The sequence below is a fragment of the Mesorhizobium amorphae genome, from assembly GCF_014843845.1.
GTDB lineage: Bacteria > Pseudomonadota > Alphaproteobacteria > Rhizobiales > Rhizobiaceae > Mesorhizobium > Mesorhizobium amorphae_A.
Genome location: NZ_JHQS01000122.1, coordinates 25,666 through 50,355 on the forward strand (window position 1 = coordinate 25,666; position 24,690 = coordinate 50,355).

Consider the following 24,690-nt stretch of genomic DNA (forward strand, 5'->3'; position numbering starts at 1 on the left):
CAGGAGCCGCTCCTATGTCGCAGCGCAAGGATTTGACGATCGATGAAGCCATGCGGGATCCGATGATCCGGCTGGTGATGAAGGCGGACCGCGTCGATCCGCGCGCCTTCGAGGCAACCCTGCGTTCGCTGGCGGCCGCACAGGTGCCAGCGCGCAAGGCGGCGCCGCGCTTTCCGGAAGAGACGGCGCGCAGCCGGCAGCTGTCCAGAATCGCCAACGCGTTTGGCGAAGCAAAAGCATTCAACGAGGCCTGCGTGTCATGGTGAACTATTTCATCCACCGCCCGATCTTCGCGTCGGCGATCGCCATCATCATGGTGCTCGCCGGGGCGATTTGTTATTTCCTTTTGCCGGTCTCGCAGTTTCCCGACATCACGCCGCCGCAGGTCGTGGTCAGCGCCCATTATCCGGGCGCCAGCGCGCAGGTGGTCGCCGATACGGTGACAACGCCGCTGGAGCAGCAGATCAACGGCGTTGAAGGCATGACCTACATGTCGTCGTCGAGCTCCAATGACGGCTCCTCGACCATCACCATCACTTTCGATGTCGGCTATCCGCTGAGCACGGCGGCCGTCGACGTCCAGAATCGCGTCTCACAGGCCGCCTCGTCGCTGCCGGCGATCGTCAACCAGGGCGGCGTGACGATCAAGAAGCAGAACCCGAACTTCGTTCTCATCGTCAACCTGACCTCGCCCGACAAATCGGTCGACCCGGTAGCGCTGAGCAACCTTGCCTATCTGCAGGTGGTCGATCCGTTGAAGCGGTTGCAAGGCGTCGGCGACGTGCAGATTTTCGGCGAGCGCCGCTATTCAATGCGCGTATGGCTCGACCCGGACAAACTTGCCAATCTCGGCATCACCGCAGTCGACATCCAGAACGCCATCTCGGAACAGAACGTCCAGGTGGCGGCCGGCAAGATCGGCCAGTCGCCGGCGCCCGCCGGCACTGCTTTCGAAATGCAGGTCAGCGCTGTCGGCCGCCTGAGCGACCCGAAAGAGTTCGGCGACATCGTCGTGCGCGCCAACACCGACAGCGGCTCGCTGGTGCGGCTGCGCGACGTCGCCCGCATCGAACTCGGCGCGCTGCAATATTCGTCCTCGGCCTTCTTCGGCAAGGACCCGACCGTCGTGCTCGCCGTCTACCAGATGCCCGGCTCCAACGCGCTCGATCTGCAGCAGCGCGTCAAGGACAAGATGCAGGAGCTGTCGGCGCGTTTCCCCAAAGGCGTCTCCTATGCCATGCACTATGACACGACGCGCTTCGTGTCGGCCTCGATGCATGACGTGCTGATCACGCTCGGCGAAGCGCTGGTGCTGGTCGTGGCGGTGGTGTTCATCTTCCTGCAGAGTTGGCGCACGACGATCATCCCGACCATCGCCATTCCGGTGTCGCTGGTGGCGACCATGGTCGTCATGTACATGCTCGGCTTCTCGCTCAACATGCTCTCTCTGCTCGGCATGGTGCTGGCCATCGGCCTTGTCGTCGACGACGCCATCGTGGTGGTGGAAAATGTCGAACGACAATTGGAGGCGGGTCTCAAACCGCTGGCGGCGACCAAGGCCGCGATGGCCGAAGTCACCGGACCGATCATCGCCACCACAGCAGTGCTGATGGCCGTCTTCGTGCCAGTCGCCTTCATCCCCGGCGTCTCGGGCAAGCTCTACAACCAGTTCGCACTGACAGTGGCGATTTCGGTCGGCATCTCGGCCTTCAACTCGCTGACGCTCAGCCCGGCGCTGAGTGCTGCCTTCCTGCGCCATCGCGGCGAGACGCAGTTCGCGCCGTTCCGCTGGTTCAACACCGGCTTCGACAAGCTCTCGCATGCCTATGCCCATGGCGTGCGCATCCTGATCCGGCTGCGCTGGATCATGCTCGGCCTTTTCGCGGCCGGGCTGGTCGCCACCTACTTCGTCTGGCAGAAGCTGCCCTCGACCTTCCTTCCGGTCGAGGACCAGGGCTACTTCTTCGTCGTCATCCAGCTGCCTGACGGCGCCTCGCTGGAACGCACAGACGCGGTGGCGCAGAAGGCGCGCGACATTCTGCAGGCGACGCCTGGCGTCGACATCGTCGGCTCGATCAGCGGCCTGAACTTCCTGACCAGCGCGGCGCAGTCGAACTCGGCGGTCGAGTTCGCCATCCTGAAGCCTTGGGAGGAACGCGGCCCCGACCAGAGCGCATCGAAGCTCGTCGCCGATGTGCGCGGCAAGCTGATGCAGATTCCGGAAGCATTCGCGCTGTCCTTCGATCCGCCTTCGATCCCGGGTATCGGCACCACGGGCGGCTTCGAATTCGTCGTCGAGGATCTCACCGGGCGCGGCAGCGTAGCTCTCAACGATGCGACGCAAGCCGTCATCGCCGAGGCGCGCAAGCAGCCGGAAATCAATCCGCAGCAGCTGTTCTCGCCGTTCTCGACTTCGACGCCGCAGTTCAACTACGACCTCGACCGCAGCAAGGCCAAACTGCTCGGCCTCAACCTGCCCGATGTCTTCAACACGCTGCAGATCTATCTCGGCTCGCTCTACGTGAATGACTTCAACCTGTTCGGCCGCACCTTCCGGGTGACCATCCAGGCCGACAAGGATGCACGTGCGGGTGCGGCCGACATTTCGCGGCTCTATGTGCGCAATGCGTCTGGCGGCATGGTGCCGCTCTCGACGTTGGGCAAGCTGGTGCCATTCGTCGGTCCGGAAACCGTGCCGCACTACAACAACAACGCCTCGGCCACGATCAATGGCGGCGCTGCCCCCGGCTATTCTTCGGGTCAGGCGGTTGCCGCGATGGAACGGGCCGCTGCCACCGCGCTGCCAAGGGATTTCGGTTTCGAGTGGACCGGCATCACCTTCCAGGAGCTCAAGGCAGGATCGATCGCGTCGGTCGTCTTCGGCCTCGCCATCGTCTTCGTCTTCCTGATCCTGGCGATGCAGTATGAAAGCTGGGCGATGCCGTTCATGGTGCTCTTGGCGGTGCCACTGGCCCTGTTCGGCGCCTTCGCAGCCCTGTTCCTGCGCGGCATGCAGATCGACGTCTACTCGCAGATCGGCTTCGTCATGCTGATTGGCCTCGCCGCCAAGAACGCGATCCTGATCGTCGAGTTTGCAAGGCGGCGACGCGAGGAAGGCCTCACCATCGTCGACGCGGCGATGGAAGCCGCACGGCTAAGGTTGCGGCCGATCCTGATGACGGCCTTCGCCTTCATCCTCGGCGTGTTGCCGCTGATGTTTGCGACGGGCGCCGGTGCAGCAAGCCGGCAGTCAATTGGCACCACCGTCTTTGGCGGCATGGTGGCAGCGACAATCCTGTCGCTGGTGTTCGTGCCCGTCTTCTACGCGGTGATCGAACGGCTGCGCGAAGGCCGCGAGCGCAGCGAGCCCACGGCCGCACATGAACATGACAATATTGAACCGACTGCCGAACCAGCGCCGACGCGCCTGGCCGAAGCAGCCGAATAGGATTGGAGACCAAAATGCGTAAATGGAAAATCGCTTTGGGAACGGCCGTCGCGCTGGGCGCAATCTCGGTGGCGAGCGTGCATCTGCTCGACATGGGCAATCTCGGCGTCAACGCCGGCACCGCAGGGGCGGCTCCGGCTCCGGCTGCGTTCGTCATGCCGGTGCCGGTGGTGAACGTCGTCAGGAAGACGATCCCGATCTATCTCGACTATGCGGCGCGCACCGAGCCGATCCGCAGTATCACGCTGCAGGCGCGCGTGCCGGGCTACCTGCAGGAGCAGGCAGCCGCCGACGGCAGCGACGTCAAGCAGGGCGACCTGCTCTACCGGATCGCTCCGGAGGATTTCCAGGCGGCTCTCGACCAGGCCAAGGCGCAGGTGCAGCGCGACACGGCAACGCTCGACTATGCGCGCTCCAATCTCGGCCGCGGCACCGAGCTCGCCAAGAGCGGCTACCTTGCCAAGGACAGCTTCGACCAGCGCACCAGCACCTTGCGCGAGGCCGAGGCCTCACTGGCGGTCAACCAGGCCGCGGTGCGGACCGCGGAGCTCAATCTGAGCTATGCCGAGATCAAGGCGCCGTTCCCCGGCCGCATCGGCCGCAACCAGGCCTCCGTCGGCACGCTGGTCAGCGTCGGCGGCACGGTGCTCAACACGCTGGTGCAGCTCGACCCGATCTACGTCACCTTCAATCCGAGCGAAACGGATCTGGCGCAGATCGAGCAAGCCAGGGCGGCAGGCCCGATCGATGTCGATATCCTGCTTCCCGGCGAGACGGAGCCTAGCCAGAAGGGTCAGCTCACCTTCATCGACAACACGGTCGACCACTCGACCGGCACCATCACGGCGCGCGCGACGATCGGCAATGCGAAGTTCACGCTGCTGCCCGGCCAGTATGTCCGGGTGCGGCTGCACATCAAGGAGCAGCCCGACGCGCTGATGGTGCCGCAGGTAGCGCTGGGCTCGAGCCAGCTCGGCAAATACCTCTATGTCCTCGGCAAGGGCAACACGGTCGACCAGCGCATCGTGTCGCTCGGCCCGGTCAATGGCGATCTCATTGCCATCTCGAGCGGCATTGCCGAAGGCGATCAGGTCATCACCGGCAATCTGCAGAAGATCGGACCCGGAATGCCGGTTTCGCCGCTGCCCCAGAAACCGGCCACCTGACAACCCCCGTCAGGCCCGGTCCAACGGCGCCCTCGGCCTCAAGCCGGGGGCGCCGTTTTGCTATTTTTTTGTTTTTACGCAATTCCGGACGGAAAACCGCTGCGCACTTTTCCTGGAACTGCTCCAAGCAGTTCGACAAGGCCGGCGACGTCGGCACGCTCGGCCTTGGCCGGCAGCATGAAGGCGCAGTAGGGATGGCCAAGCCGCACTGAAACCGGTGACAGCGCGATCAGGTGGCCGGCTTCCAGATCGGCGCGAGCCATGACCCGCTGGCCAAGCGCGATGCCGAGGCCGAGCCGGGCCGAGGCGATCGCCAGGCTGGACAGCCCGACGCGCCGTCCTTGCGACGGATCTGGCGAGCGGCTTTGTCCTGACGCCGCGAACCAGTCCGCCCAGCTCGGGTGCGTGGCATAATTCGGACCCCAGTTGGTGTGGATGAACATGCTGTCGTGCACGTCCTCGAGGCCGGACGCGCCATTGCCGTGGCGGCCCCAGAAGTCCGGCGCGCAGACCGGCAGCACATCGTCATGGACGAGGCGGACGAGCTTCAAGCCGGGATAGTGATAGTCGCCATAGCTGATGCGCAGGTCGATGTTCTGACGGGCAATGTCGACAGGGTCATCCTCGACCCGAACGTCGATCGCCATCTGCGGAAAGGTCTCCAGAAGCACTGCCAGTTTTGGCGCCAGCCACAGTTCAGCCAACGAAAACGGCACGCTGACGACAAGACGGGTTCGCAAGCCGCCTTCCAGCATGCGCCGGCCGATCGCGGCGATGTCGCCAAGCGCGCGCGACGCCTGCGGGTAGATGGCATGGCCGGCATCGGTCAGCGTGATGCGGTTGCCGTTGCGCACGAACAACTGCTTGCCGAACCAGTCTTCCAGATTGCGGATCTGCTGGCTGACAGCGGCCGAGGAGACGCCAAGCTCGGTTGCGGCGAGCGTGAAGGAGCCGGCGCGAGCCGCGACCTCGAAGGCCCGCACGGCATTCAGCGGCGGAAGTTTTTCCATACCAGCTTCCCCAAGTTTTCCTTATGCAAGCCTAACAATTTTCCGCGTTGAGAGAAAGATTTCCTTGCTGTCTAGTGAAGCCAGATTTGCTGGAGACGCGACGATGAAAGACATTCTCGACCTGGACCGCTACCCGCTCGACCGCGAGGGCAGCCCCGAATGGAAGCGCCTTGTGGATCAGTCCGTTGCGGCACTGGAAGCCGACGGCATGTTCAATCTCGAGGGTTTTCTGCGCCCCGGCGTCGCCGAACGGGCCGTCAAGGAAATCCGGCCCATCATGGACACGCGCTCGCACATCCACAAGCGCATGCACAACATCTACTTCAAGCCCGACATTCCCGAGCTTGCCCCCGACCATCCGGCGCTGCGCAAGGTCGAGACCATCAGCCACACCGTCTGCGCCGACCAGATTCCAGGCAGCACCGTGCTCGCCATCTACGAGTACGAACCGCTGCTGCGCTTCCTGGCGGCGGCGATGGGCAAGCAGCAGTTGCATGTCATGCAGGATCCGCTGGCCCGCACCAATGTCATGGGCTACCGCGCCGGCGAGGCGCTCAACTGGCATTTCGACCGTTCGGAGTTCACAACGACGCTTCTGCTGCAGGCCGCAGAGCGCGGCGGCGATCTCGAATACCGCACCGATCTGCGCTCGGACGACAATCCGAACTATGACGGCGTCGCCAGGCTGCTCGAAGGGCGCGACCCCGAGGCGAAGATATTGCGGATGAAGGCGGGCACGCTGAACGTCTTTCGCGGCAAGAACACCGCGCATCGCGTCACCACCGTCGAGGGCGAGCGCGAGCGGATGATCGCTGTGTTTTCCTACTATGAGAAACCGGGCGTGATGTTCAGTGCCGAGGAGCGGGTGGGTTTCTACGGAAGAGCTGCATAGCGCACCGCCATCAAAAAAGCGGGCAACCAAGAAACACGCTATTGCTAGATTGTCGACAATCTGCTTGTCTTATCTCCGGTTCTCCCGGAGTGAGCGCATGGCCAAGCTGGACTTCAGTCCGATTGCGGATACGACGCGCAGGGCCGAGATCGTGGCGCTGCTCAGGCGGGCGATCCTGACCGGCCAGCTGGAGCCGGGACAGAAGCTCAACGAACTGAGGATTTCCGAGCAGATGCGGGTGAGCCGCGCGCCGCTGCGCGAGGCGATGCGCGAGCTGGTGCAGGAGGGCATCCTGACCAGCATCCCCTATGCCGGCACATTCGTAATCAATGTGGCCGCCAAGGACATCGACGACGCCTATTCGTTCAACAAGGTGATGGACGAGCTTGCCATCGAGCGCGCCTGGAAGCTGCGCGACCAGCGCTTCTTCGACGAGCTCGACCGGCGCCACGAAGCGGTGAAGCAAGCGACCCGCGATCTCGACACAACCCGCCAGATCGAAACGGCGCTACAGTTGCACGGCCTGATCTACGAATGGGCCGACAATTCGGTGCTCCTGGAAACCTGGCAACGGCTGACCAGCCGGCTGCAGATGTATTTCGCCCTCCACCAGCGGGCCCGCAACGAGCCGGTGCCCTCGGAAGACGTCCACGAGACCTATGTGCAGCTGCTGAAGGGCAAGGACATGCGTGCCGCCCAGCGCCATGCCCGTGAACATATCGACCTCGACTTCGAAGAGCTCCTTGCCTACGCGCGCGGCCTCGAAAAGCGCGCGTCGAAGGGCGCCTGACCAATCCCGAACTTTGGACAACAACGTGAAGATCAAAACCATAAAAGCCTACCATGTCGTGCAGCCCTTCGTGGACGGGCCCTACCGCATGTCAAAGGGGCGCATCGCCGACGCGTTCGACGCGGTGATCGTCGCCATCACCTCAGACAGCGGGGTGACGGGCTGGGGTGAAATGGCGCCGCTCGGCAATTTCTATTCGCCTGCCTTCCCCGCCGGCACCCGCGCCGGCGTCGTCGAAATCGCACCGCACCTGATCGGCCAGGATCCGCGCGGGCTTGCCGGCATCGGCCGGCTGATGGACACGGTGTTCAAGGGCCATCCCTATATCAAGTCGGCTCTCGACATGGCCTGCTGGGATCTCGCCGCGCGCGCCGCCGATGTGCCTCTGGTGACGTTGCTCGGCGGCCGCGAGAGCGAGACGGCGGAGCTTTACAAGGTGGTCACCCACGGCACGGTCGATCAGATGGCGGCGCTCGCCAAGCGCATCGTCGGCCAGGGGTTCCATCGGCTGCAGGTCAAGGTCGGCGGCAATGTCCGTGACGACATCGAGCGCGTCAGCGCCGTCGCCGATGCGGTACCGAAGGGCACCGTCATCTTCTGCGACGCCAATGCCGGCTGGACGCCCTACCAGGCGCGCCAGTTCGCCGATGCGACGCGCGCCATCGACTACACGTTCGAGCAGCCCTGCACGACGATCGACGAGAACATGTCGGTGCGCCGCATGCTCGACAAGCCGATGGTGCTCGACGAATCCGTCGCCTCGCTGGACGACATGCTCGACATCCACCGCAAGGGTGCCGCCGATGGGCTGACGCTGAAGATCTCGCGTCTCGGCGGCGTGACCAAGACGCGCCAGATCCGCGACCTCGCCGTCGATCTCGGCTTCATGATCACCGTCGAGGACACGGGCGGCGCCGAGATCGACACGGCGGCGATGGCGCATCTGTCGCTGTCGACGCCGGAGGATCGGCGGCTGCATGCCATTGCCTTCCACGAATGGGTGACGGTGCGTACCGCCTCCAACATGCCGCCGGTGACTGGCAGCCGCATGGGCGTTCCCGATGGTCCCGGCCTCGGCATCGATGTCGTGCCCGACCTGCTTGGCAAGCCCTTCTTCGAGATCGGCTGAGATGAAGATCCGCCGCATAAGGGCGACGCCGATCAATCTGAGGCTCGAAGCGCCCTATGCCTGGGTGTTCGGCGAACTCGACGGCTTCTCGCCGACAATCGTCGAGGTCGAGACCGAGGACGGTCTGGCCGGCCTCGGCGAAGCACCGACGCCGGCTGCCGCGGCAATCATCAATGATGTGCTGGCGCCACGGCTCGTCGGCCGCGACGCTTTCGATATCGCCGGCGCGGAGGAAGCCTGCCTGCCCTACTGGACCGGCGTGCAGTCGATCAACGACCGCAGCCGCATCATGGCCTTCGGCGCCATCGAGATGGCGTTGTGGGACCTGCGCGGCAAGGCGTGGAAGCAGCCGCTCTATCAGCTGCTCGGCGGCGCGGTGCGCAAGGACATCCCATTCACCGACTACTTCTCGCTACGCGGCAACGGCCCGAAAGTGAAGGGCGAAACGACGCCGGAAGAAGTCGCCGACTACTGCGTCGAACTGCACGAGACCCACGGCACGACTTTCTTCGAAGGCAAGTTCTCGACGCAGGATCCCAAGATCTCGCTCAGGATGATCGAGCTGATCCGCAAAAAGCTCGGCGACGATGCGATGATCCGCATCGATTCCAACCAGGCCTATTCGCTGGCCACCGCCAGGCGGCTGGCGCGGCCGCTGGAAGAGCTTGGCGTGCGCAACTGGGAGGATCCGGTGGCAACCATCGAGGAGATGCGCGAATTGCGCCGCCATTGCTCGATCCCGTTCTCGACCCACAACATCGATATTGCCCGCGCGATGGAGATCAAGGTGCCGGATGCCTTCGTCGGCAATCCGACGGCGCATGGCGGCATCGGCCGGCTGCTGCGCTTCGTCGGTGCCTGCGAGCATGCCGGCATCGATTTCTGGTGCTACAGCGGCGACAGCGGCATCGGCAGCGCCTGCTATCTGCATCTGTGCGCAGCCCTCGGATGGATCCGCGAACCCAACCAGTCGCTGTTTCGCATGTGGCCTATCGACGTGATCGAGGAAGGGCCGTTTTCGCCGCGAAATAATGTCGTGCGCGTGCCCGAAGGCCACGGCCTCGGCGTCACCCTGTCGCGCGAGAAGCTTGCCGCCTGCCATCGCGACTTTGTCGAGAACGGGCCGTGCAACAAGTATCACGACTCGGCGAAGCCCGGCACGTATCGGCGCCTGCCGTTGAACTAGGAGTGATCACACAAACCAACAGGAGACGGATACAACAAGAGAAGCCCGCTGCCGCGACAAGGATCGCGTAACGCGGGACGAACGGGTGGAAGCAGTGCTTCGAAAATCCGGCCCGCGCAGGACCGGATAGGCTAGAGTTCCGGTCGAAGACCACATTGACGGCCGGGATCCAGGAGAACTCCACGGAATTCGTCAATCACAAGAACATTCGTCAATCACAAGAACACAGGGGAAAGGGTAAGTCCCATGAGCAAGAACTATCGCCTTCTCGACCTCATCCGGCGCACGCGCTCGCCGCTCGAAAACCATCTCATCGACGGGCTGATCGACGGCCGGGTCAGCCGCCGCGACTTCATCCGCCACGGCAGCCTGCTCGGCCTGTCGCTGCCGCTGCTGGGCGGCATAAGCACAGCCGCCGGCCTCGGTGCCGTGCCCTCGCTCGCTCGCGCAGCGGGCGCTCCGGGTGCGACCATCCGCGTGGCGAGCAGCGTGCCGGCAGCAGCGATCGACCCGGTGACCATCGCCGACGCCGGCGGTCTGCTGGTGATGCAGCAAGTCGCCGAGTTCCTCTGCATCGACGGGCCCGACCTGGTGTTGCAGCCGGCGCTGGCCGAAAGCTGGAAGCCGAACGACAAAGGCACGGTCTGGACCTTCAAGCTGCGCAAGGGCGTCAAGTTCCACAGCGGCGGCGAGATGAAGGCCGACGACGTGGTGGCCAGCATCGACCGGCTTGCCGACCCGGCCAATTCGTCCAACGCGCTGTCGGTGTTCAGCGGCATATTGCAAAAGGGCGCGACCAAGAAGGTCGATGACCATACGGTCGAGTTCCATCTCGACGCGCCGAACGGCAACTTCCCCTACATGGTGTCGTCGGACAATTACAACGCCGTCATCATCCCGGCGAGCTACAAGGGCGACTACGAAAAGAGCTTCGACGGCACCGGGCCGTTCAAGATCGAGAAATACACGCCCAAGGTCGGCGCCTCCTTCGTGCGCAACGAGGACTATTGGGGGACGAAGGCGCTGCCGGAGCGCACCGAATTCACCTTCTTCGCCGACATGCAGCCGCAGATCCTGGCGCTACAGGGCGGCCAGGTCGACATCATCAACCAGATGCCTGTGCTGGCTGGCGTCGGCCTGCTCAACGATCCGAATGTCGACATCATCAGCCTGAAATCGGTGGCGCACCAGCAGCTGCACCTGCGCTGCGATTCCGATCCGTTCAAGGATCCGCGCGTGCGGCGCGCCATCGCGCTCAGCCTCGACCGCAAGAAGCTTGTCGCCGGCCTGATGAAAGGCCGCGCCCTGGAGGGCAACGACAGCCCGTTCGCCTCTGCCTATCCCTCGACCGATCCGAGCGTGCCGCAGCGCGAGCAGGACATCGCTCAGGCCAAGCAGCTGATGGAAGCGGCCGGCGCCGGCAAGGGCTTCAAGGTGACGCTGACCACCGAGCGCTATCTCGAAATCCCCGAATATGCCCAGCTCATCCAGAACTGGGTCAAGGAGATCGGCATCGAGCTCGAGCTCAACATCCTCGACCAAGGCGCCTATTACGGCGATGCCGTGTTCGGCAAGTCGAACTGGCTGGACTCGGTGATGGGCATCACCGACTACGGCCACCGCGGCGTGCCCAACGTCTATCTTGCAGCACCGCTGAAGAGCGACGGCACCTGGAATGCGGCGCATTTCAAGAACAAGGATTACGACACGCTGGCGACCAGCTACATCGCGGCACTCGACCTCGAGGCGCAGAAGGCCTCGGCCGGCAAGATCCAGAAGCTGCTGCTCGAGGAAACGCCCGTCATCTTCGGCTATTTCTACGACTATCTGACGGCGACGGCGAAGGGCGTCACCGGCGTGCAGCCCACCGCCATGTCGCAGTTGTTCCTCGACAAGGCGTCGAAGGCCTGAGCGGGAGGAAGAGCTGATCCCGCGACCGCCAGCCCAATGCCAGGGGCTGGCACCTTGAGACCAGCCGGGACAGGCGCGTAGCGCCTTGCCCGGCATCGGCCAACGCGCGATGATCCAGATTGACGCGTCCCATGGAGTCCAGAACCCTGCTCACCACCATGCATTGGGGGACATACGAGGTCAGCGCCGAGAATGGCAGGCTCGTCGGTGTGGAACCGTGGAGCGGCGATCCCGATCCGTCGCCGATCGGCAAATCAATGCTCGGCGCCGCGCAGGGAAACATGCGCGTCGCTCGCCCCGCCATCAGGCGCGGCTGGCTCGAAGGGGACCGATCGTCAGCGCGCGGCCGGCGGGGCGGCGAACCCTTTGTCGAAGTGCCCTGGGAAACGGCGCTCGATATCGTCGCGGCCGAGCTTGACCGGGTCCGCACCGCGCATGGCAACGCCGCGATCTACGCCGGCTCCTACGGCTGGGCGAGCGCCGGGCGGTTCCACCATGCCCAAAGCCAGGTCCACCGCTTCCTCAACACGATCGGCGGCTACACAAGCTCGGTCCTCAGCTACTCCTATGGCGCGGCCGAGATCATCCTGCCGCATGTGCTTGGCGGGACCGACGGGCTGACCGGCAATCATTCCACCTGGGACGGGATCGAGCAGCACAGCGAGCTGATCGTCGCCTTCGGCGGGCTACCTTGGCGCAACGCGCAGATCCAGGGCGGCGGCGCGGCACGCCACGAAGCCGCGGCTGCCTTGCAGAAGGCCGTCGGCAACGGCGCCCGGCTCATCAATGTCTCGCCCGTGCGCGACGACGCGCCGCGCGGCGTCGACAGCGAATGGCTGCCGCTGCGGCCGAACAGCGACACCGCCATCATGCTGGCGCTGTGCCATGTCCTGGTCAGCGAGGGCCGCCACGACGAAGCCTTCCTGGCACGCTACTGCACCGGCTTCGAAATTGTGCGGGCCTATGTCCTGGGCGAAAGCGACGGCCAGCCTAAGGACCCGGCTTGGGCGGCGGCGCTCAGCGGCGTGGCAGCGGAGAAAATGGTCGCGCTGGCCAGGGAGATGGCCGGCAAGCGCACCATGCTGATGGTCAGTTGGTCGCTGCAGCGTGCCGACCATGGCGAGCAGCCCTACTGGGCGGCGATCACGCTCGCCGCGCTGCTCGGCCAGATCGGATTGCCCGGCGGCGGCTTCGGATTCGGCTATTCATCGACGAACGGCGCCGGACGGCCGGAGCTCGGCTTTCGCTGGCCGTCCGTGCCGCAGGGCCGCAACGGCGTGCCGGATTTCATACCCGTGGCGCGTGTCGCCGACATGCTGCTCGATCCCGGTGGCTCGTTCGCGTTCAACGGTGCTGAACTGTCCTATCCCGATGTCAGGCTCGTCTACTGGGCCGGCGGCAATCCGTTCCACCACCATCAGGACCTGAACCGGCTCGTCGAGGCCTGGCAGCGGCCCGAGACGGTCATCGTCCATGAGCCCTTCTGGACGGCGACGGCACGCCATGCCGACATCGTGCTGCCGGTCACGACGCCGCTGGAGCGCAACGACCTCGCCTTTTCGAACCGCGAGAACCTGATGGTCGCCATGAAACAGGCCATCGATCCGGTGGAGGCGGCACGCGACGACTTTCGGATCTTTGCCGATCTGGCGACGCGGCTTGGCGTGCGCGAAACCTTCACCGAAGGCCGCGATGCCGAAGAGTGGATCCGTCTGCTCTACGCCCAGGCCAGGGAGAATGCGAGCGCCGCCGGCGTCGACATGCCGCCTTTCGAGCGTTTCTGGGATGACGGCCACGCCGAGCTCACCCGCCGCATCACCTCGCAGACATTCCTGGGGCCGTTCCGCTCCGACCCAGAGCGCCACCGGCTGGCGACGCCATCGGGGCGTATCGAGCTCTATTCCGCGAAGGTCGATGGTTTCGGCTATGACGACTGCCCCGGCCATGCGGTGTGGCGCGAGCCGCGGGAATGGCTTGGCAGCGGCCTTGCCGAACGGTTCCCGCTGCATCTGTTGTCGCCGCAACCGGCCGACAAGCTGCATAGCCAGTACGACCACGGCTCGGTCAGCCGCGCGGGCAAGGTGTCGGGCCGCGCACCGCTGTGGATCAACCGAACCGACGCCGCCGCACGCGGCATCCTGGACGGAGAAATCGTCGTCGTCTTCAACGATCGCGGATCGTGCCTGGCCGGGGCAATCCTGACCGGCAGCCTGATTCCCGGCGTCGTGCAGCTGCCGACCGGCGCATGGTTCGATCCTGCCGAACCCGGGCAATCGTGCAGCCTGGAAAAGCACGGCAACCCGAATGTGCTGACGGCGGACCGGGGCACGTCGCGCCTTGCCCAGTCGCCGACCTGCAATTCGACGCTGGTCCAGGTGTCACGATTTGCGGGCGCCGTTCCGCCGGTGACGGCGTTCGAACCGCCTGTCATACTGAATTTGTCCGACATCCCCGGCGCGGCCGGCCTTTCATAGGAGTCGATGCCATTCTCTCCTTCCTTGTCCGGCGCCTGGCTCTATCGCTCGTCACGCTGTTCCTGCTCAGCATCATGGTTTTCCTGGGTGGCCAGGTGCTGCCCGGCAATGTCGGGCGCGCCATATTGGGACCGTTTGCCGACCAGCGCGCCGTCGACACGCTCAATCACACGCTCGGCGTCGATCGGCCGCTGCTCACCCAATATGCGAGCTGGATCTGGAATTTCCTCCAGGGCGACATGGGTACCTCCTATATTTTCCGCTCGCCGGTGGCGCCCTTCGTCATCGATGCGCTGGGCAATTCGATGAAGCTGGCGGCGGTCGCCTTCGTGCTGGTGGTGCCGATCGGAATCCTCGGCGGCGTCATTGCCGCGCTCAACCTCAACCGGCCACTGGACCGCATCATCAGCCTCGGCGGCCTGTCGGTGACGGTGCTGCCGGAGTTCGTCACCGGCATCATTCTCATCCTGATCTTCGGGGTCTGGCTGCGCTGGCTGCCGATCTCCGCCGCCTGGCCGCGCGATGCCGGCTTCTTCACCCAGCTCTATTATCTGATCCTGCCGTCGCTGCCGCTGTTCCTGGTGCTGTTCGGCTACATCGCCCGCATGGCGCGCTCTGGCATGATCGAGGCGCTCGATTCCGACTACACCCGCACCGCCGTGCTCAAGGGGCTGCCGTGGCGGACGGTGATCTGGCGCCATGTGCTGCGCAACGCGCTGCTGCCGACCATCACCGTCATCGCGACGCAGACCGGCTATCTCATCGGCGGCCTCGTCGTCATCGAAACGCTGTTCCGCTACCAGGGCATCGGCTCGCTGATCTTCACCGCCGCGCGCGGCAAGGATTTTCCTATCCTCGAGGCGGGGATCCTGACCATCGGCATCGTCTATGCGGTGGCCACTTTGGCCGCCGACTTCCTCTATTCCGTGCTCAACCCGCGGATCCGGCTGGGGACAGACCAATGAGCGCCACCGACAGTCCGGCCGGCATGCCGGCGCCCGACAATGCCGGCCGACGCGGTCCGATGGCGGAGGTCTTTTTCTCCCTGCTGCGGTCGGGCACGTTTCTCACCGGCCTTGGCATCGTGCTGTTCTGGATCGCCTGCGCGCTGTTCGGCGAGCATTTTGTCCCTTACGACCCGCTCGCCGACGACATCATCAATGCGCTGGCGCCACCTTCGGCCGAACACTGGTTCGGCACCGACCAGATCGGCCGCGATGTGTTCTCGCGCGTCATCGTCGGCTCGCGCGACATCCTCACCGTGGCGCCTTTGGCCACCTTGCTAGCGACCGTGGCCGGCACTGCGCTCGGCCTGTTCACCGGCTATTTCCGCGGCATCGTCGACGACATCATCAGCCGCATCCTCGAAGCCTTCATGGCGATCCCCGTGGTGATCGTGGCGCTGCTCGCCATCGTCGCGCTCGGCACCTCGAAGACGACCGTCATCGTCGTCATAGGCCTCAGCTTCGCGCCGATCATCGCGCGTACGGTGCGTTCGGCGGTGCTGGCCGAACGCGAGCTCGACTATGTCGCGGCAGCGCAGCTCCGCCACGAAAGCGCTTTCCACACGATGTTCGTCGAGATCCTGCCCAATGTCATCCCGCCGATCCTGGTCGAAACGACGGTGCGGCTCGGCTATGCCATCTTCGCCGTCGCCACGCTCTCCTTCATGGGCTTCGGCATCCAGCCGCCCTCCCCCGACTGGGGGCTCTCGATCTCCAGCAACTACGGCATGATCGGCGGCGGCTTCTGGTGGACGGTGCTGTTCGACGCTCTGGCCATCGCCTCGCTGGTGATCGGCGTCAACCTCGCGGCGGACGGTGTCCACGGAGCGTTCAATGACTGAGAAGGCCGCCAACGCGCTCGAACTCTCCGACCTCTCCGTCGCCTACCGGGTCGGCGGCCGCAACCGGGCGGTGCTGCGCAACCTCAACCTCGCCATCGGCCAGGGCGAAGCCTATGGGCTGGTCGGCGAATCCGGCTGCGGCAAGTCCACCGTGGCGCTGTCGGTGGTGCGCTATCTCCCGAGGAATGGCTCGATCACCGGCGGGGCCATCTCGCTCGACGGCCAGGACGTGATGAAGCTCGACGGCGAGGCGCTGCGGCGCGCCCGCGCCGAAAGCGTGTCGATGGTCTATCAGGACCCCGGCAAGGCGCTGAACCCGTCGCTGCGCATCGGCCGCCAGCTGACCGAGATATTCGAGCTTGGCGGCGTCATGGGAGAGGCAGCCGCCGAACGGGCGATCGCCATGCTGAACCGCGTGCGCATCTCCGATCCGTCAAGCGTCATGCAGCGCTATCCGCACCAGCTTTCAGGCGGCATGCAGCAGCGCGTGGCGATTGCCATGGCTTTGGCCAACGACCCGACCATGCTGATCCTCGATGAGCCGACCACCGGCCTCGACGCGACGGTGGAGGCCGAAGTGCTCGACCTGATCGCGCTGCTCAGGCAGGAACTGTCGGCCTCGATCCTGTTCATCAGCCACAACCTCGCGGTCGTCTCAAAAATGTGCGACCGGGTCGGCGTGCTCTATGCCGGCATGCTGGTCGAGGAAGGCTCGACGCAAGACGTGTTCAACGATCCGCGCCATCCCTACACCGTGGCGCTGCTGCGCTGCCTGCCGCGCGGCGGCCAGCGCAAGGACCAGGGCCGCCTCGACACCATTCCCGGCTTCCTGCCCGGCATCGGCGCCGACATCAAGGGCTGCGCCTTCGCCGACCGCTGCGCTCTGGCCACTGATCGCTGCCGCAGCGAATTGCCGCCGCTCTACGACCTTGGGGGCCGGCTGTCGCGCTGCCATTACCACGAACAGGCGCAGGCGCTGCCGCGCGCGACGCCAAGCGATGTGGCTGCCGCACCGAAGGCCAAATCGGAACCGGTCCTCCATGTCGAGGGATTGAACAAGACCTATGCCAGCCACGGCCATGCGCTGCGGGCGGTGAAGGATGTCTCGGTCAGCCTGCGGCCCGGCGAAACGCTCGGCCTGGTCGGCGAATCCGGCAGCGGCAAGACCACCTTCGCCAGGCTGCTGCTCGGCCTGGTGCCGCCGGACGATGGCGGCTCGATCAGGCTCGAGGGCAAGGCGCTGGCGCCACGGCTGGAAAGCCGCACCGACGACCAGATCAAGGCGATGCAGATCGTCTTCCAGAACCCGGATTCGGCGCTCAACCGCTCGCATTCGATCCGCCATCTGATCAGCCGCGCTCTGAAGCGGCTGGCCGGGCTTCGCGGCGCTGCACTCCAGGCCCGCCTCGACGAGCTCGTCCGTTCGGTACGGCTTACCGATCGGCATCTCGCCGTCAAGCCGCGCCAGCTCTCGGGCGGGCTGAAGCAGCGCGTCGCCATTGCGCGCGCCTTCGCCGGCGAGCCGCGCATCGTCGTCTGCGACGAGCCGACCTCGGCGCTCGACGTGTCGGTGCAGGCGGCGATCCTCAATCTGCTCGCCGATCTGCAGTCGAAGGAAGATGTGAGCTATATCTTCATCTCGCACGATCTCGGCGTGGTGCGCTATCTCTCCGACCAGATCGCGGTGCTCTATCTCGGCCGGATCATGGAACTGGGGCCATCCGAGGCGGTGTTTTCCGGCCCGCACCACCCCTATACGGAAGCGCTGCTTTCGGCGGTGCCAAAGCTCGACCAGACCGAGACCGCGCGCATCCGCCTCGACGGCGAAATCCCCAGCGCCACCCATCCGCCGCCGGGCTGCGTGTTCCAGACGCGCTGCCCGCGCAAGATCGGCGCGATCTGCGAGACGCAGGAGCCGCCACTGGCGGAGGCTGAGCCCGGCCATTCGATCCGCTGCCATATTCCGTATGCCGAGCTCGCAAGATTGCAGAAGCCGGCGATGCAGGCGGAACCTGCCCGACGATCGGCTAAAGGTGATCGCTCTGCGGGTTTGAATCCGCCATGCTGAAGGCACGGTCGCCTTCGGCAAAGCCGCCGCCGGTCGTCCAGTCCCGCGCCAGATCGCGCAATCCCTCGAGCGCGACATTCAGCGTGTCCGACGAGGCCGGGTTCGACGGATAGGCGAGATAGATCGGCCGCTGGAACACCGGCGCGCCCTCGATGCGTCGCAGCTCGCCGCGCTCGATATGGCCGCTGACGGCGCTGAGCGGCAGATAGGCGGCCGCCTGCTGCGACAGCACGTGCTGCAGTCCGATGAAGACCAGCCCGGCCGATATGGCCGGCTTGACCAGGCCGGCAAAAGCGCGGTCGTGCTCGACGCGGAATTCGAGCCCCCAATCCATCAAGATGTAGTTTTCCGTCCACGGTCCGGTCTGCGCCGTGTGCTGGACAAGCACCACCTGGTCGACCGCCAGCGTCTCATAGACGATGCCGGGATGCGGCCGCGGCAGATAGAGGATGCAGATGTCGAGCAGGCCTTCGGCCATCTGGTCGATCGCCAGATCCGGGAAACTGCCTTCGAGTCGCAGCGCCACGTTCGGGCGCCTTTCGCGCATCCAGGCGATCCAGGGCGAGGTGATGCGGTCCCAGAGGTAAGCGGGAGCGGTGAGCCTGAGCAGCGTTTCGTAACCATCAGGAACGGCGATGTCCTGCCGCGATTGCTCCCAGGTGCGGGTGATCGAGGATGCGTGCGGCAGGAACTGCCGGCCGGCCGGCGTAAGCGTGATGCCATCGCGGTCGCGCACAAAGAGCTTGCGCCCCAATTGCTCCTCAAGACCCCTGATCCGCGCGCTGACGGTAGACTGGGCGAGGTTCAGCCGGTTCGCCGCGACGGTGAAGCTTCCATGTGCGGCAACCTCAAGAAAACTGCGCAGATTTTCTGTGTCCATGGCTCCACCTTGCATCGAAGATTTCGATGACCCCCATCAAAAAATATCGCTTTCCGGGTGGGATCAACAGTGAACTAGATGGCCGAGCCCCCACGATAAGCAAGGAATGCCGCCATGCCAAAGCATTTCAGGATGATCGACGCCGCCCGCCGGAGTCTCACCGAAATCGAAAATTCCGCTATCGACGAGCTTTTGGCCGGCAGGATCGGCCGCCGCGAATTCCTCAGGCATGGCAGCATGCTCGGCCTGTCGCTGCCGTTCCTCGGCGGCATCGTTTCATCGCTCGGACTTGGAGCGCCGCAGGCGCGCGCCGAAGGCAAGCCGGGCGGCACCGTGCGCGCCGGCATCGCCACGCCCGGCGGCGCCATCGACCCCGTCACCTATTACGACAGCGGCAGTTACCAGCTGGTCTTCCAGACCGCCGAATTCCTCTGCATCACCCAGCCGGACCTCACCCTGAAGCCGGTGCTGGCCGAAAGCTGGGCGCCGAACGAGGACGGCAGCGTGTGGACCTTCAAGCTGCGCAAGGGCGTGAAATTCCACAATGGCGAGGACTTCAAGGCCGACGATGTCGTGGCGACATTCGACAGGCTCGCCGATCCGAGCGGCTCATCCAATGCGCTGTCGGTGTTCAAGGGCCTGCTGTCGAAAGGCGGCACCCAGAAGGTCGACGACCACACCGTCGCCTTCCATCTCGACGCGCCGAATGGCAGCTTCCCCTATTCGGTGTCGATCGACAATTACAACGCCGTCATCCTGCCGGCGAGCTACAAGGGCGATTACGAAAAGACCTTCGAAGGCACCGGCCCGTTCCGGTTGGAGACCTACACGCCGAAGGTCGGCGCAACCTTCGTGCGCAACCCCGACTATTGGGGTGAGAAGGCGCTGCCCGACCGGCTCGAATTCAAGTTCTACGGCGACGTGCAGCCGCGCATCCTGGCGCTGCAGGCGGGCGAAGTGGACCTGCTCGATGCCGTGCCGCTCGATGTCAGCCAGGTGGTGCTGAACAGCCCTGACATCACCGTGCTGCGCATCGCCTCGACCGCGCACCGCCAGCTGCACATGCGTTGCGACATGGCGCCTTTCACCGACAAGCGCGTGCGCCAGGCGCTGGCTCTGTGCATCGACCGTTCCAAACTGGTCGACGGGCTGTGCCGCGGCATGGCGGCGACCGGCAATGACAGCCCGTTCGCGCCGGCCTTCCCGGCGACCGACAAGTCGATCCCGCAGCGCACGCAGGACGTCGCCAAGGCCAAGCAGCTCATGGAAGCCGCGGGGCTCGGCGGCGGCTTCGACATGACGCTGACGACACTGCGCTATTCCGACATTCCGGGCTACGCGCAGCTGTTCCAGAACTTCGCCAAGGAAGTCGGCGCCCGCCTCTCGCTCAACATCGAGGACCAGGACAAATATTACGGCAAGGCGGTGTTCGGACAGTCGGACTGGCTGGACAGCCCGCTCGGCATCACCGACTACGCGCACCGCAGCGTGCCGAACGTGTTCCTGAAGAGCCCGCTGGTCAGCGACGGTCCGTGGAACGCGGCGCATTTCAAGAACACGGCCTATGACGGGCTGGTCGCCGGCTACCTCAAGGCGCTCGACCTCGATGCGCAGCGCAAGGCCGCCTCCGACATCCAGAAGCTGCTGCTGGACGAGACGCCTGTGATCTTCAGCTATTTCCCGGACCTTCTGGTGCCGGTACGCAAGAATGTCAGCGGCCTGCCGCCGATCGCCGCCGGCCTGCTGCTCGACCGTGTGTCCATAGGCTGATCATGACCGCGCACCAACGCCACGTCACGAACGAAAAGAAACGGGAGACTACCATTCGCAAGTCCCATTTGCGCGGTCGCGGGCCGCATTTCCCCGTGCTCGACACGATCGTGCAGTACGAGTTCGAGCCGGGCTACGTCGCCTTCACCATGCCGTCGCCGAAACGGCTGCGGGTGCAGGTCGGCTCGATGACCGTCGCCGACACGACCAAGGCGCTGGTGTTCTACGAATCCGACCATCTGCCGGTCTACTACTTCCCGATCGGCGACGTGCGCGAGGAGTTCCTGCTGCCCAGCAAGACCACGACGGAGGACCCGTTCAAGGGCGTCGCCACCCACTATTCGCTCAACACCGGCATCACGCTGGTCGAGGACGGCGCCTGGCGTTATCTCGACCCGGTCAAGGGCTGCCCGCCAATCTCAGACTACATTTCCTTCTACTGGAGCAAGATGGGCCACTGGTTCGAAGAGGACGAGGAGATCTTCGTCCATGCCCGCGACCCGTTCCGCCGGGTCGACTGCCTGCCCTCGTCGCGGCGGGTGCAAGTCATCCTCGACGGCGAGCAGGTTGCCGATTCACGGCGTGGCATCTTCCTGTTCGAGACCGGCCATCCGGTGCGCCACTATCTGCCGATTTCCGACACCAGGCTCGATATGTTCGCGCCCAGCCGCTACATTTCGCGTTGCCCCTACAAGGGCATCTCCAACTATTATCACGTGACGACTTCCAAGAAGCGCCACGAGAACCTCGTCTGGTACTATCCCGAGCCGGTACACGAGGCCGAACGCATCAAGGGGCTGGTCTGCTTCCACCATGAACTGGTCGACAAAATCCTGGTCGACGGCGTCGAGATCCCGAAAGAGGCGACGGCCGCATCGGACGGCTACTTCTGAGCGGCGTTTCGGAGGCGACGCTGCGCAGCGGTGCGGAATAACAGCCGTAGCGATCCTTCGCGCCCCCCTCTGTCCTGCCGGACAATCTCCCCCCACTTGGGGGGAGATTGGCAGTTTTGACGCTCCGCTTATTCCTGCAACGTTGAAAACTAGCGAAGGCTGTGGTGACGGCTGATCTCCCCCCTCGTGGGGGAGATGTCCGGCAGGACAGAGGGGGGCGCTGTCCCGCCGACATCGATATTCCTCCTGAAATGCCGGTTGAAATATTTTTCAAATGGAAATAGGAATGTTCAAAAGATGATTGCGACGCAGCGGCGCGTCAGGAACTGGAGGAAGCGACATGTCCCATCCGCAATTCGCAGCGGAACTCTTGCAGCGCGCTGAAAAGCAGGGGCCGATCACCATCGGCCTGGCCGGCGCCGGGCAGATGGGCACCGACATCGTCGTCCAGGTCGCGTTGATGCCGGGGATGCGCATCGGCGCCATTTCTGAGGTCAGGCCGCAGGCGGCGATCGATGCGGCACTGCTTGCCGGCCACGACCGTTCCGACATAGTCCAGGCGCCCAACGCGGCGGCCATCGACCGCGCCATCGAGGTCGGCAAGATCGCGGTGACCGAGGACCTGCATGCGCTCGCCGCCGCCGGCCGCATCGACGTCATCATCGACGCCACGGGCAATCCCAATATCGGCACGCTGTTCGCGCTCGAAGTGATGAAGAACGGCAAGCATATCGTCATGCTCAATGTCGAGGCCGACATCACCATCGGGCGCTTCCTGAAAGAGGAAGCGCGCAAGGCCGGCGTCGTCTACACCGGTGCGGCCGGCGACGAGCCCGCCTGCACGCTGGAGATCATCGGTTTTGCCAAAAGCCTCGGCTTCAACATCATCGCCGCCGGCAAGGGCAAGAACAATCCACTGAAGATCGACGCGATGCCGGCCGACTACGAGAAGGAGGCCAGCGAGCGCAACATGAACGCGCGCATGCTGGTCGAGTTCGTCGACGGCTCGAAGACGGCGATCGAGATGGTGGCGATCGCCAACGCCACCGGCCTGGTGCCCGACGTGCCGGGCATGCACGGTCCGACGGCGACGCTTGAAGAGCTGGCCAGCGTGCTCTGCCCGCGCGAGGATGGCGGCGTGCTGCATCGCAAGGGCGTGGTCGACTACTCGATCGGCAAGGGTGTGGCGCCCGGCGTCTTCTGCATCATCGAGACGAAGCATCCGCGCGTGCTGGAGCGCATGGTCGACCTCAAGGTCGGCAAGGGTCCCTATTTCACGATCTTCCGCCCCTACCATCTGACCAGCCTGGAAGTGCCGCTCTCGGCGGCGCGCGCCGTGGTCTACAAGCGCGCCGACATGGAGCCGCTCGACCATCCGGTGGCGGAGGCGGTGGCGGTGGCCAAGAGCGACCTCGGCACCGGTCAGTCGCTCGGCATGATCGGCGAGAACGACTATCGCGGCTTCGCCATGACCTGGGAGGGCGCACGCGCCAAGGGCGCGCTGCCGCTCGGCCTCGCCGAACGCGCCAAGGTGGTCAAGCCGGTCAAGACCGGCGAGTTCCTGACCTATGAAAACTGTGTACCCGACGATTCGATGGTGATAACCCAGATCCGCCGCCGTCTCGACCAGTCGGACGGACGGTTCGTTACCAACGCTGCCTGACCTCCACCGGATCCTCGCCTGATGGACGATGTCGTAATCGGGATCGACGCCTCGACGACGGCCGTGAAGGCGATCGCCTTCACGCGTGACGGCGCGGAGCTGTTCCAGGCGCGCGAGGCCTATCCGCTTTCCAATCCGAAGCCCGGCCATTTCGAGCAGGATGCGGAGCACTGGTGGACAGCGCTTGTCACGGCGCTGAAGCAGGTTGCCGACAAAATCGGCGCCGAGCGCGTGGCGGCAATTTCGATCGCCCATCAGCGGGAGAGCTTTACGCTGATCGACGGCGCCGGCAAGCCGCTCATACCGGCGATCCTGTGGCTGGACGAACGCGCCCGCCCGCAAGTGGCGCGGCTTTCAGCGGAGCTTGGCCGCGAGGTCATCCGCGACTGGAGCGGCAAGCCGCCGGACCCGACGCCGGCGCTCTACGCCGTCGCCTGGCTCGCCGAACATCAGCCCGAGGTTTTGGCCAACGCGGCAGCACTTGTCGACGTGCATGGTTTCTTCGTGCACCGGCTGACCGGTCGGCTGGTCACCAGCACGGCAAGCGCTGATCCGCTCGGGCTGCTCGACGTCGCGACAGGCAGCTGGCACCCGCGCCTTGTGGAGGCCGTGGGCTTGCGGCCGGAGCAACTGCCGGAGTTGATCGGACCGGGCGAAATCTGCGGAGGACTGGCCGAGAGCGTTGCCGGGCTGACCGGCCTGAGGGCCGGGACGCCCATCGTCGCCGGCGCCGGCGATGGCCAGGCGATGGGCCTGGGGATGGGCGTCTACGGTGCAGGCAAGAGCTATCTCTCGCTTGGCTCCGGCGTCGTCAGCGGCTGCTATTCCCAAGTGGTCACAACGTCGGATGCATTTCGCACGCTGATCTCGCCGACCGGATCCGGCTTCATGCTGGAGACGGTGCTGCGCTCGGGCATGCAGCTGGTCGACTGGATAGTGCGCACCACCGGTTCGGCCTCGGCGGCGGTGCTGGAGAAAGCGGCGGTCGATGTTACTGCCGGCAGCGACGGCCTGCTGGTCATGCCCTACTGGGCTGGCGTGATGAGCCCCTATTGGGACGGCGCTGCGCGTGGCGCCATCGTCGGCCTGTCGCTCGATCATGAGCCCAAGCATCTCTTCCGCGCGACCCTCGAAGGTATCGCCTTCGAGCAGGCCATCGCCAGCGAGGCGATGGAAAGCCAGACCGGCGGCAAGCCGGCGGCAATGATCGCGGCCGGCGGCGGCACCAATTCGGCGCTGCTGATGCGGATCATGGCCAGCGTGCTCGAGCGGTCGCTCTCCGTCTCGCCGGTCAACGAAGCGGCGGCGCTGGGTGCCGCGATGCTGACGGCATCGGCGATCGGATGGTTTGCGTCGCCAGAGGCCGCGGCCGAGGCGATGACCGCGGCGCCGACCAGACATGTCGATCCCGTCGATGAACTGGTCCCGGGCTACCGCGCCCGCAAAGCGATCTACCGCGACCTCTATCACGCGACGCGTGACATCCACGCACGGCTCGCCAACGCTTCGGCGTAAGTCGACGGCGCTAGTTTTCCAGATCCAGAACTTCTGGTGTTCTGTCTGC

General features: G+C 64.9%; 18 protein-coding genes. 16 read left to right on the plus strand and 2 right to left on the minus strand.

The genetic code is table 11. From position 1 onward, the window contains the following. The first annotated feature begins 14 nt into the window (after positions 1–14). Genes DH08_RS31070 through DH08_RS31080 form a run of 3 tightly spaced genes read left to right on the plus strand, consistent with a single transcriptional unit; the run spans position 15 to position 4,614 of the window. Complete coding sequence (locus DH08_RS31070) at positions 15–266, plus strand: hypothetical protein (protein ID WP_192183045.1); 252 nt, start codon at positions 15–17, stop codon at positions 264–266. Further along, the gene (locus tag DH08_RS31075; protein ID WP_192183046.1) at positions 260–3,448 is read left to right on the plus strand and encodes an efflux RND transporter permease subunit; all 3,189 of its coding nucleotides are present in this window, start codon (positions 260–262) and stop codon (positions 3,446–3,448) included. Before DH08_RS31070 ends, DH08_RS31075 begins: the two co-directional genes overlap by 7 nt. Positions 3,449–3,462: 14 nt before the next feature. Continuing rightward, positions 3,463–4,614: an efflux RND transporter periplasmic adaptor subunit gene (locus tag DH08_RS31080; RefSeq protein ID WP_192183047.1), complete on the plus strand. Its 1,152-nt coding sequence runs from the start codon at positions 3,463–3,465 to the stop codon at positions 4,612–4,614. Positions 4,615–4,688: 74 nt separating this feature from the next. Here the strand turns inward: DH08_RS31080 and DH08_RS31085 are convergent, their stop codons facing one another. After that, complete coding sequence (locus tag DH08_RS31085; protein WP_192183048.1) at positions 4,689–5,624, minus strand: LysR substrate-binding domain-containing protein; 936 nt, start codon at positions 5,622–5,624, stop codon at positions 4,689–4,691. A 103-nt stretch (positions 5,625–5,727) separates the two neighbouring features. On the opposite strand from DH08_RS31085, the gene DH08_RS31090 reads away from it, so the two are divergent. The 9 genes from DH08_RS31090 to DH08_RS31130 all read left to right on the plus strand — a co-directional run bounded on the left by DH08_RS31090 (position 5,728) and on the right by DH08_RS31130 (position 17,920). Then, positions 5,728–6,516, plus strand: a complete 789-nt coding sequence (locus DH08_RS31090; RefSeq protein ID WP_192183049.1) for a HalD/BesD family halogenase — start codon at positions 5,728–5,730, stop codon at positions 6,514–6,516. 97 nt (positions 6,517–6,613) lie between these two features. Next, positions 6,614–7,306, plus strand: coding sequence for a GntR family transcriptional regulator (locus DH08_RS31095; protein ID WP_192183050.1), 693 nt, complete (start codon positions 6,614–6,616; stop codon positions 7,304–7,306). A gap of 25 nt (positions 7,307–7,331) precedes the next feature. After that, entirely contained in the window at positions 7,332–8,435 is a 1,104-nt protein-coding gene (locus DH08_RS31100; protein ID WP_192183051.1) for an enolase C-terminal domain-like protein, read from the plus strand. Between the two features lies 1 nt (position 8,436). Continuing rightward, the gene (locus tag DH08_RS31105) at positions 8,437–9,621 is read left to right on the plus strand and encodes a mandelate racemase/muconate lactonizing enzyme family protein (RefSeq protein WP_192183052.1); all 1,185 of its coding nucleotides are present in this window, start codon (positions 8,437–8,439) and stop codon (positions 9,619–9,621) included. 246 nt (positions 9,622–9,867) lie between these two features. Next, positions 9,868–11,532: an ABC transporter substrate-binding protein gene (locus DH08_RS31110; RefSeq protein WP_192183053.1), complete on the plus strand. Its 1,665-nt coding sequence runs from the start codon at positions 9,868–9,870 to the stop codon at positions 11,530–11,532. Between the two features lie 131 nt (positions 11,533–11,663). Next, complete coding sequence (locus DH08_RS31115; protein WP_192183054.1) at positions 11,664–14,006, plus strand: molybdopterin guanine dinucleotide-containing S/N-oxide reductase; 2,343 nt, start codon at positions 11,664–11,666, stop codon at positions 14,004–14,006. Positions 14,007–14,017: 11 nt separating this feature from the next. Beyond that, a complete protein-coding gene (locus tag DH08_RS31120; RefSeq protein ID WP_081482077.1) occupies positions 14,018–14,971 on the plus strand; it encodes an ABC transporter permease in 954 nt (317 codons plus the stop codon). Continuing rightward, on the plus strand, positions 14,968–15,852 hold the full coding sequence (locus tag DH08_RS31125) for an ABC transporter permease (protein ID WP_192183055.1): 885 nt from the start codon (positions 14,968–14,970) through the stop codon (positions 15,850–15,852). Before DH08_RS31120 ends, DH08_RS31125 begins: the two co-directional genes overlap by 4 nt. After that, a complete protein-coding gene (locus tag DH08_RS31130; protein WP_192183056.1) occupies positions 15,845–17,920 on the plus strand; it encodes a dipeptide ABC transporter ATP-binding protein in 2,076 nt (691 codons plus the stop codon). Before DH08_RS31125 ends, DH08_RS31130 begins: the two co-directional genes overlap by 8 nt. Here the strand turns inward: DH08_RS31130 and DH08_RS31135 are convergent. Next, positions 17,880–18,800 carry a LysR family transcriptional regulator gene (locus DH08_RS31135; RefSeq protein WP_192183057.1) on the minus strand — a complete coding sequence of 307 codons (921 nt, stop codon included), beginning with the start codon at positions 18,798–18,800 and terminating at the stop codon, positions 17,880–17,882. The genes DH08_RS31130 and DH08_RS31135 overlap by 41 nt on opposite strands. A gap of 114 nt (positions 18,801–18,914) precedes the next feature. On the opposite strand from DH08_RS31135, the gene DH08_RS31140 reads away from it, so the two are divergent. The 4 genes from DH08_RS31140 to DH08_RS31155 all read left to right on the plus strand — a co-directional run bounded on the left by DH08_RS31140 (position 18,915) and on the right by DH08_RS31155 (position 24,641). Continuing rightward, entirely contained in the window at positions 18,915–20,570 is a 1,656-nt protein-coding gene (locus tag DH08_RS31140; RefSeq protein WP_192183058.1) for an ABC transporter substrate-binding protein, read from the plus strand. A 2-nt stretch (positions 20,571–20,572) separates the two neighbouring features. Then, on the plus strand, positions 20,573–21,463 hold the full coding sequence (locus tag DH08_RS31145) for a DUF427 domain-containing protein (RefSeq protein WP_192183059.1): 891 nt from the start codon (positions 20,573–20,575) through the stop codon (positions 21,461–21,463). 340 nt (positions 21,464–21,803) lie between these two features. Then, on the plus strand, positions 21,804–23,126 hold the full coding sequence (locus DH08_RS31150; RefSeq protein WP_192183060.1) for an NAD(P)H-dependent oxidoreductase: 1,323 nt from the start codon (positions 21,804–21,806) through the stop codon (positions 23,124–23,126). Positions 23,127–23,147: 21 nt separating this feature from the next. Then, entirely contained in the window at positions 23,148–24,641 is a 1,494-nt protein-coding gene (locus tag DH08_RS31155) for a xylulokinase (RefSeq protein ID WP_192183061.1), read from the plus strand. Positions 24,642–24,690 lie beyond the last annotated feature (49 nt).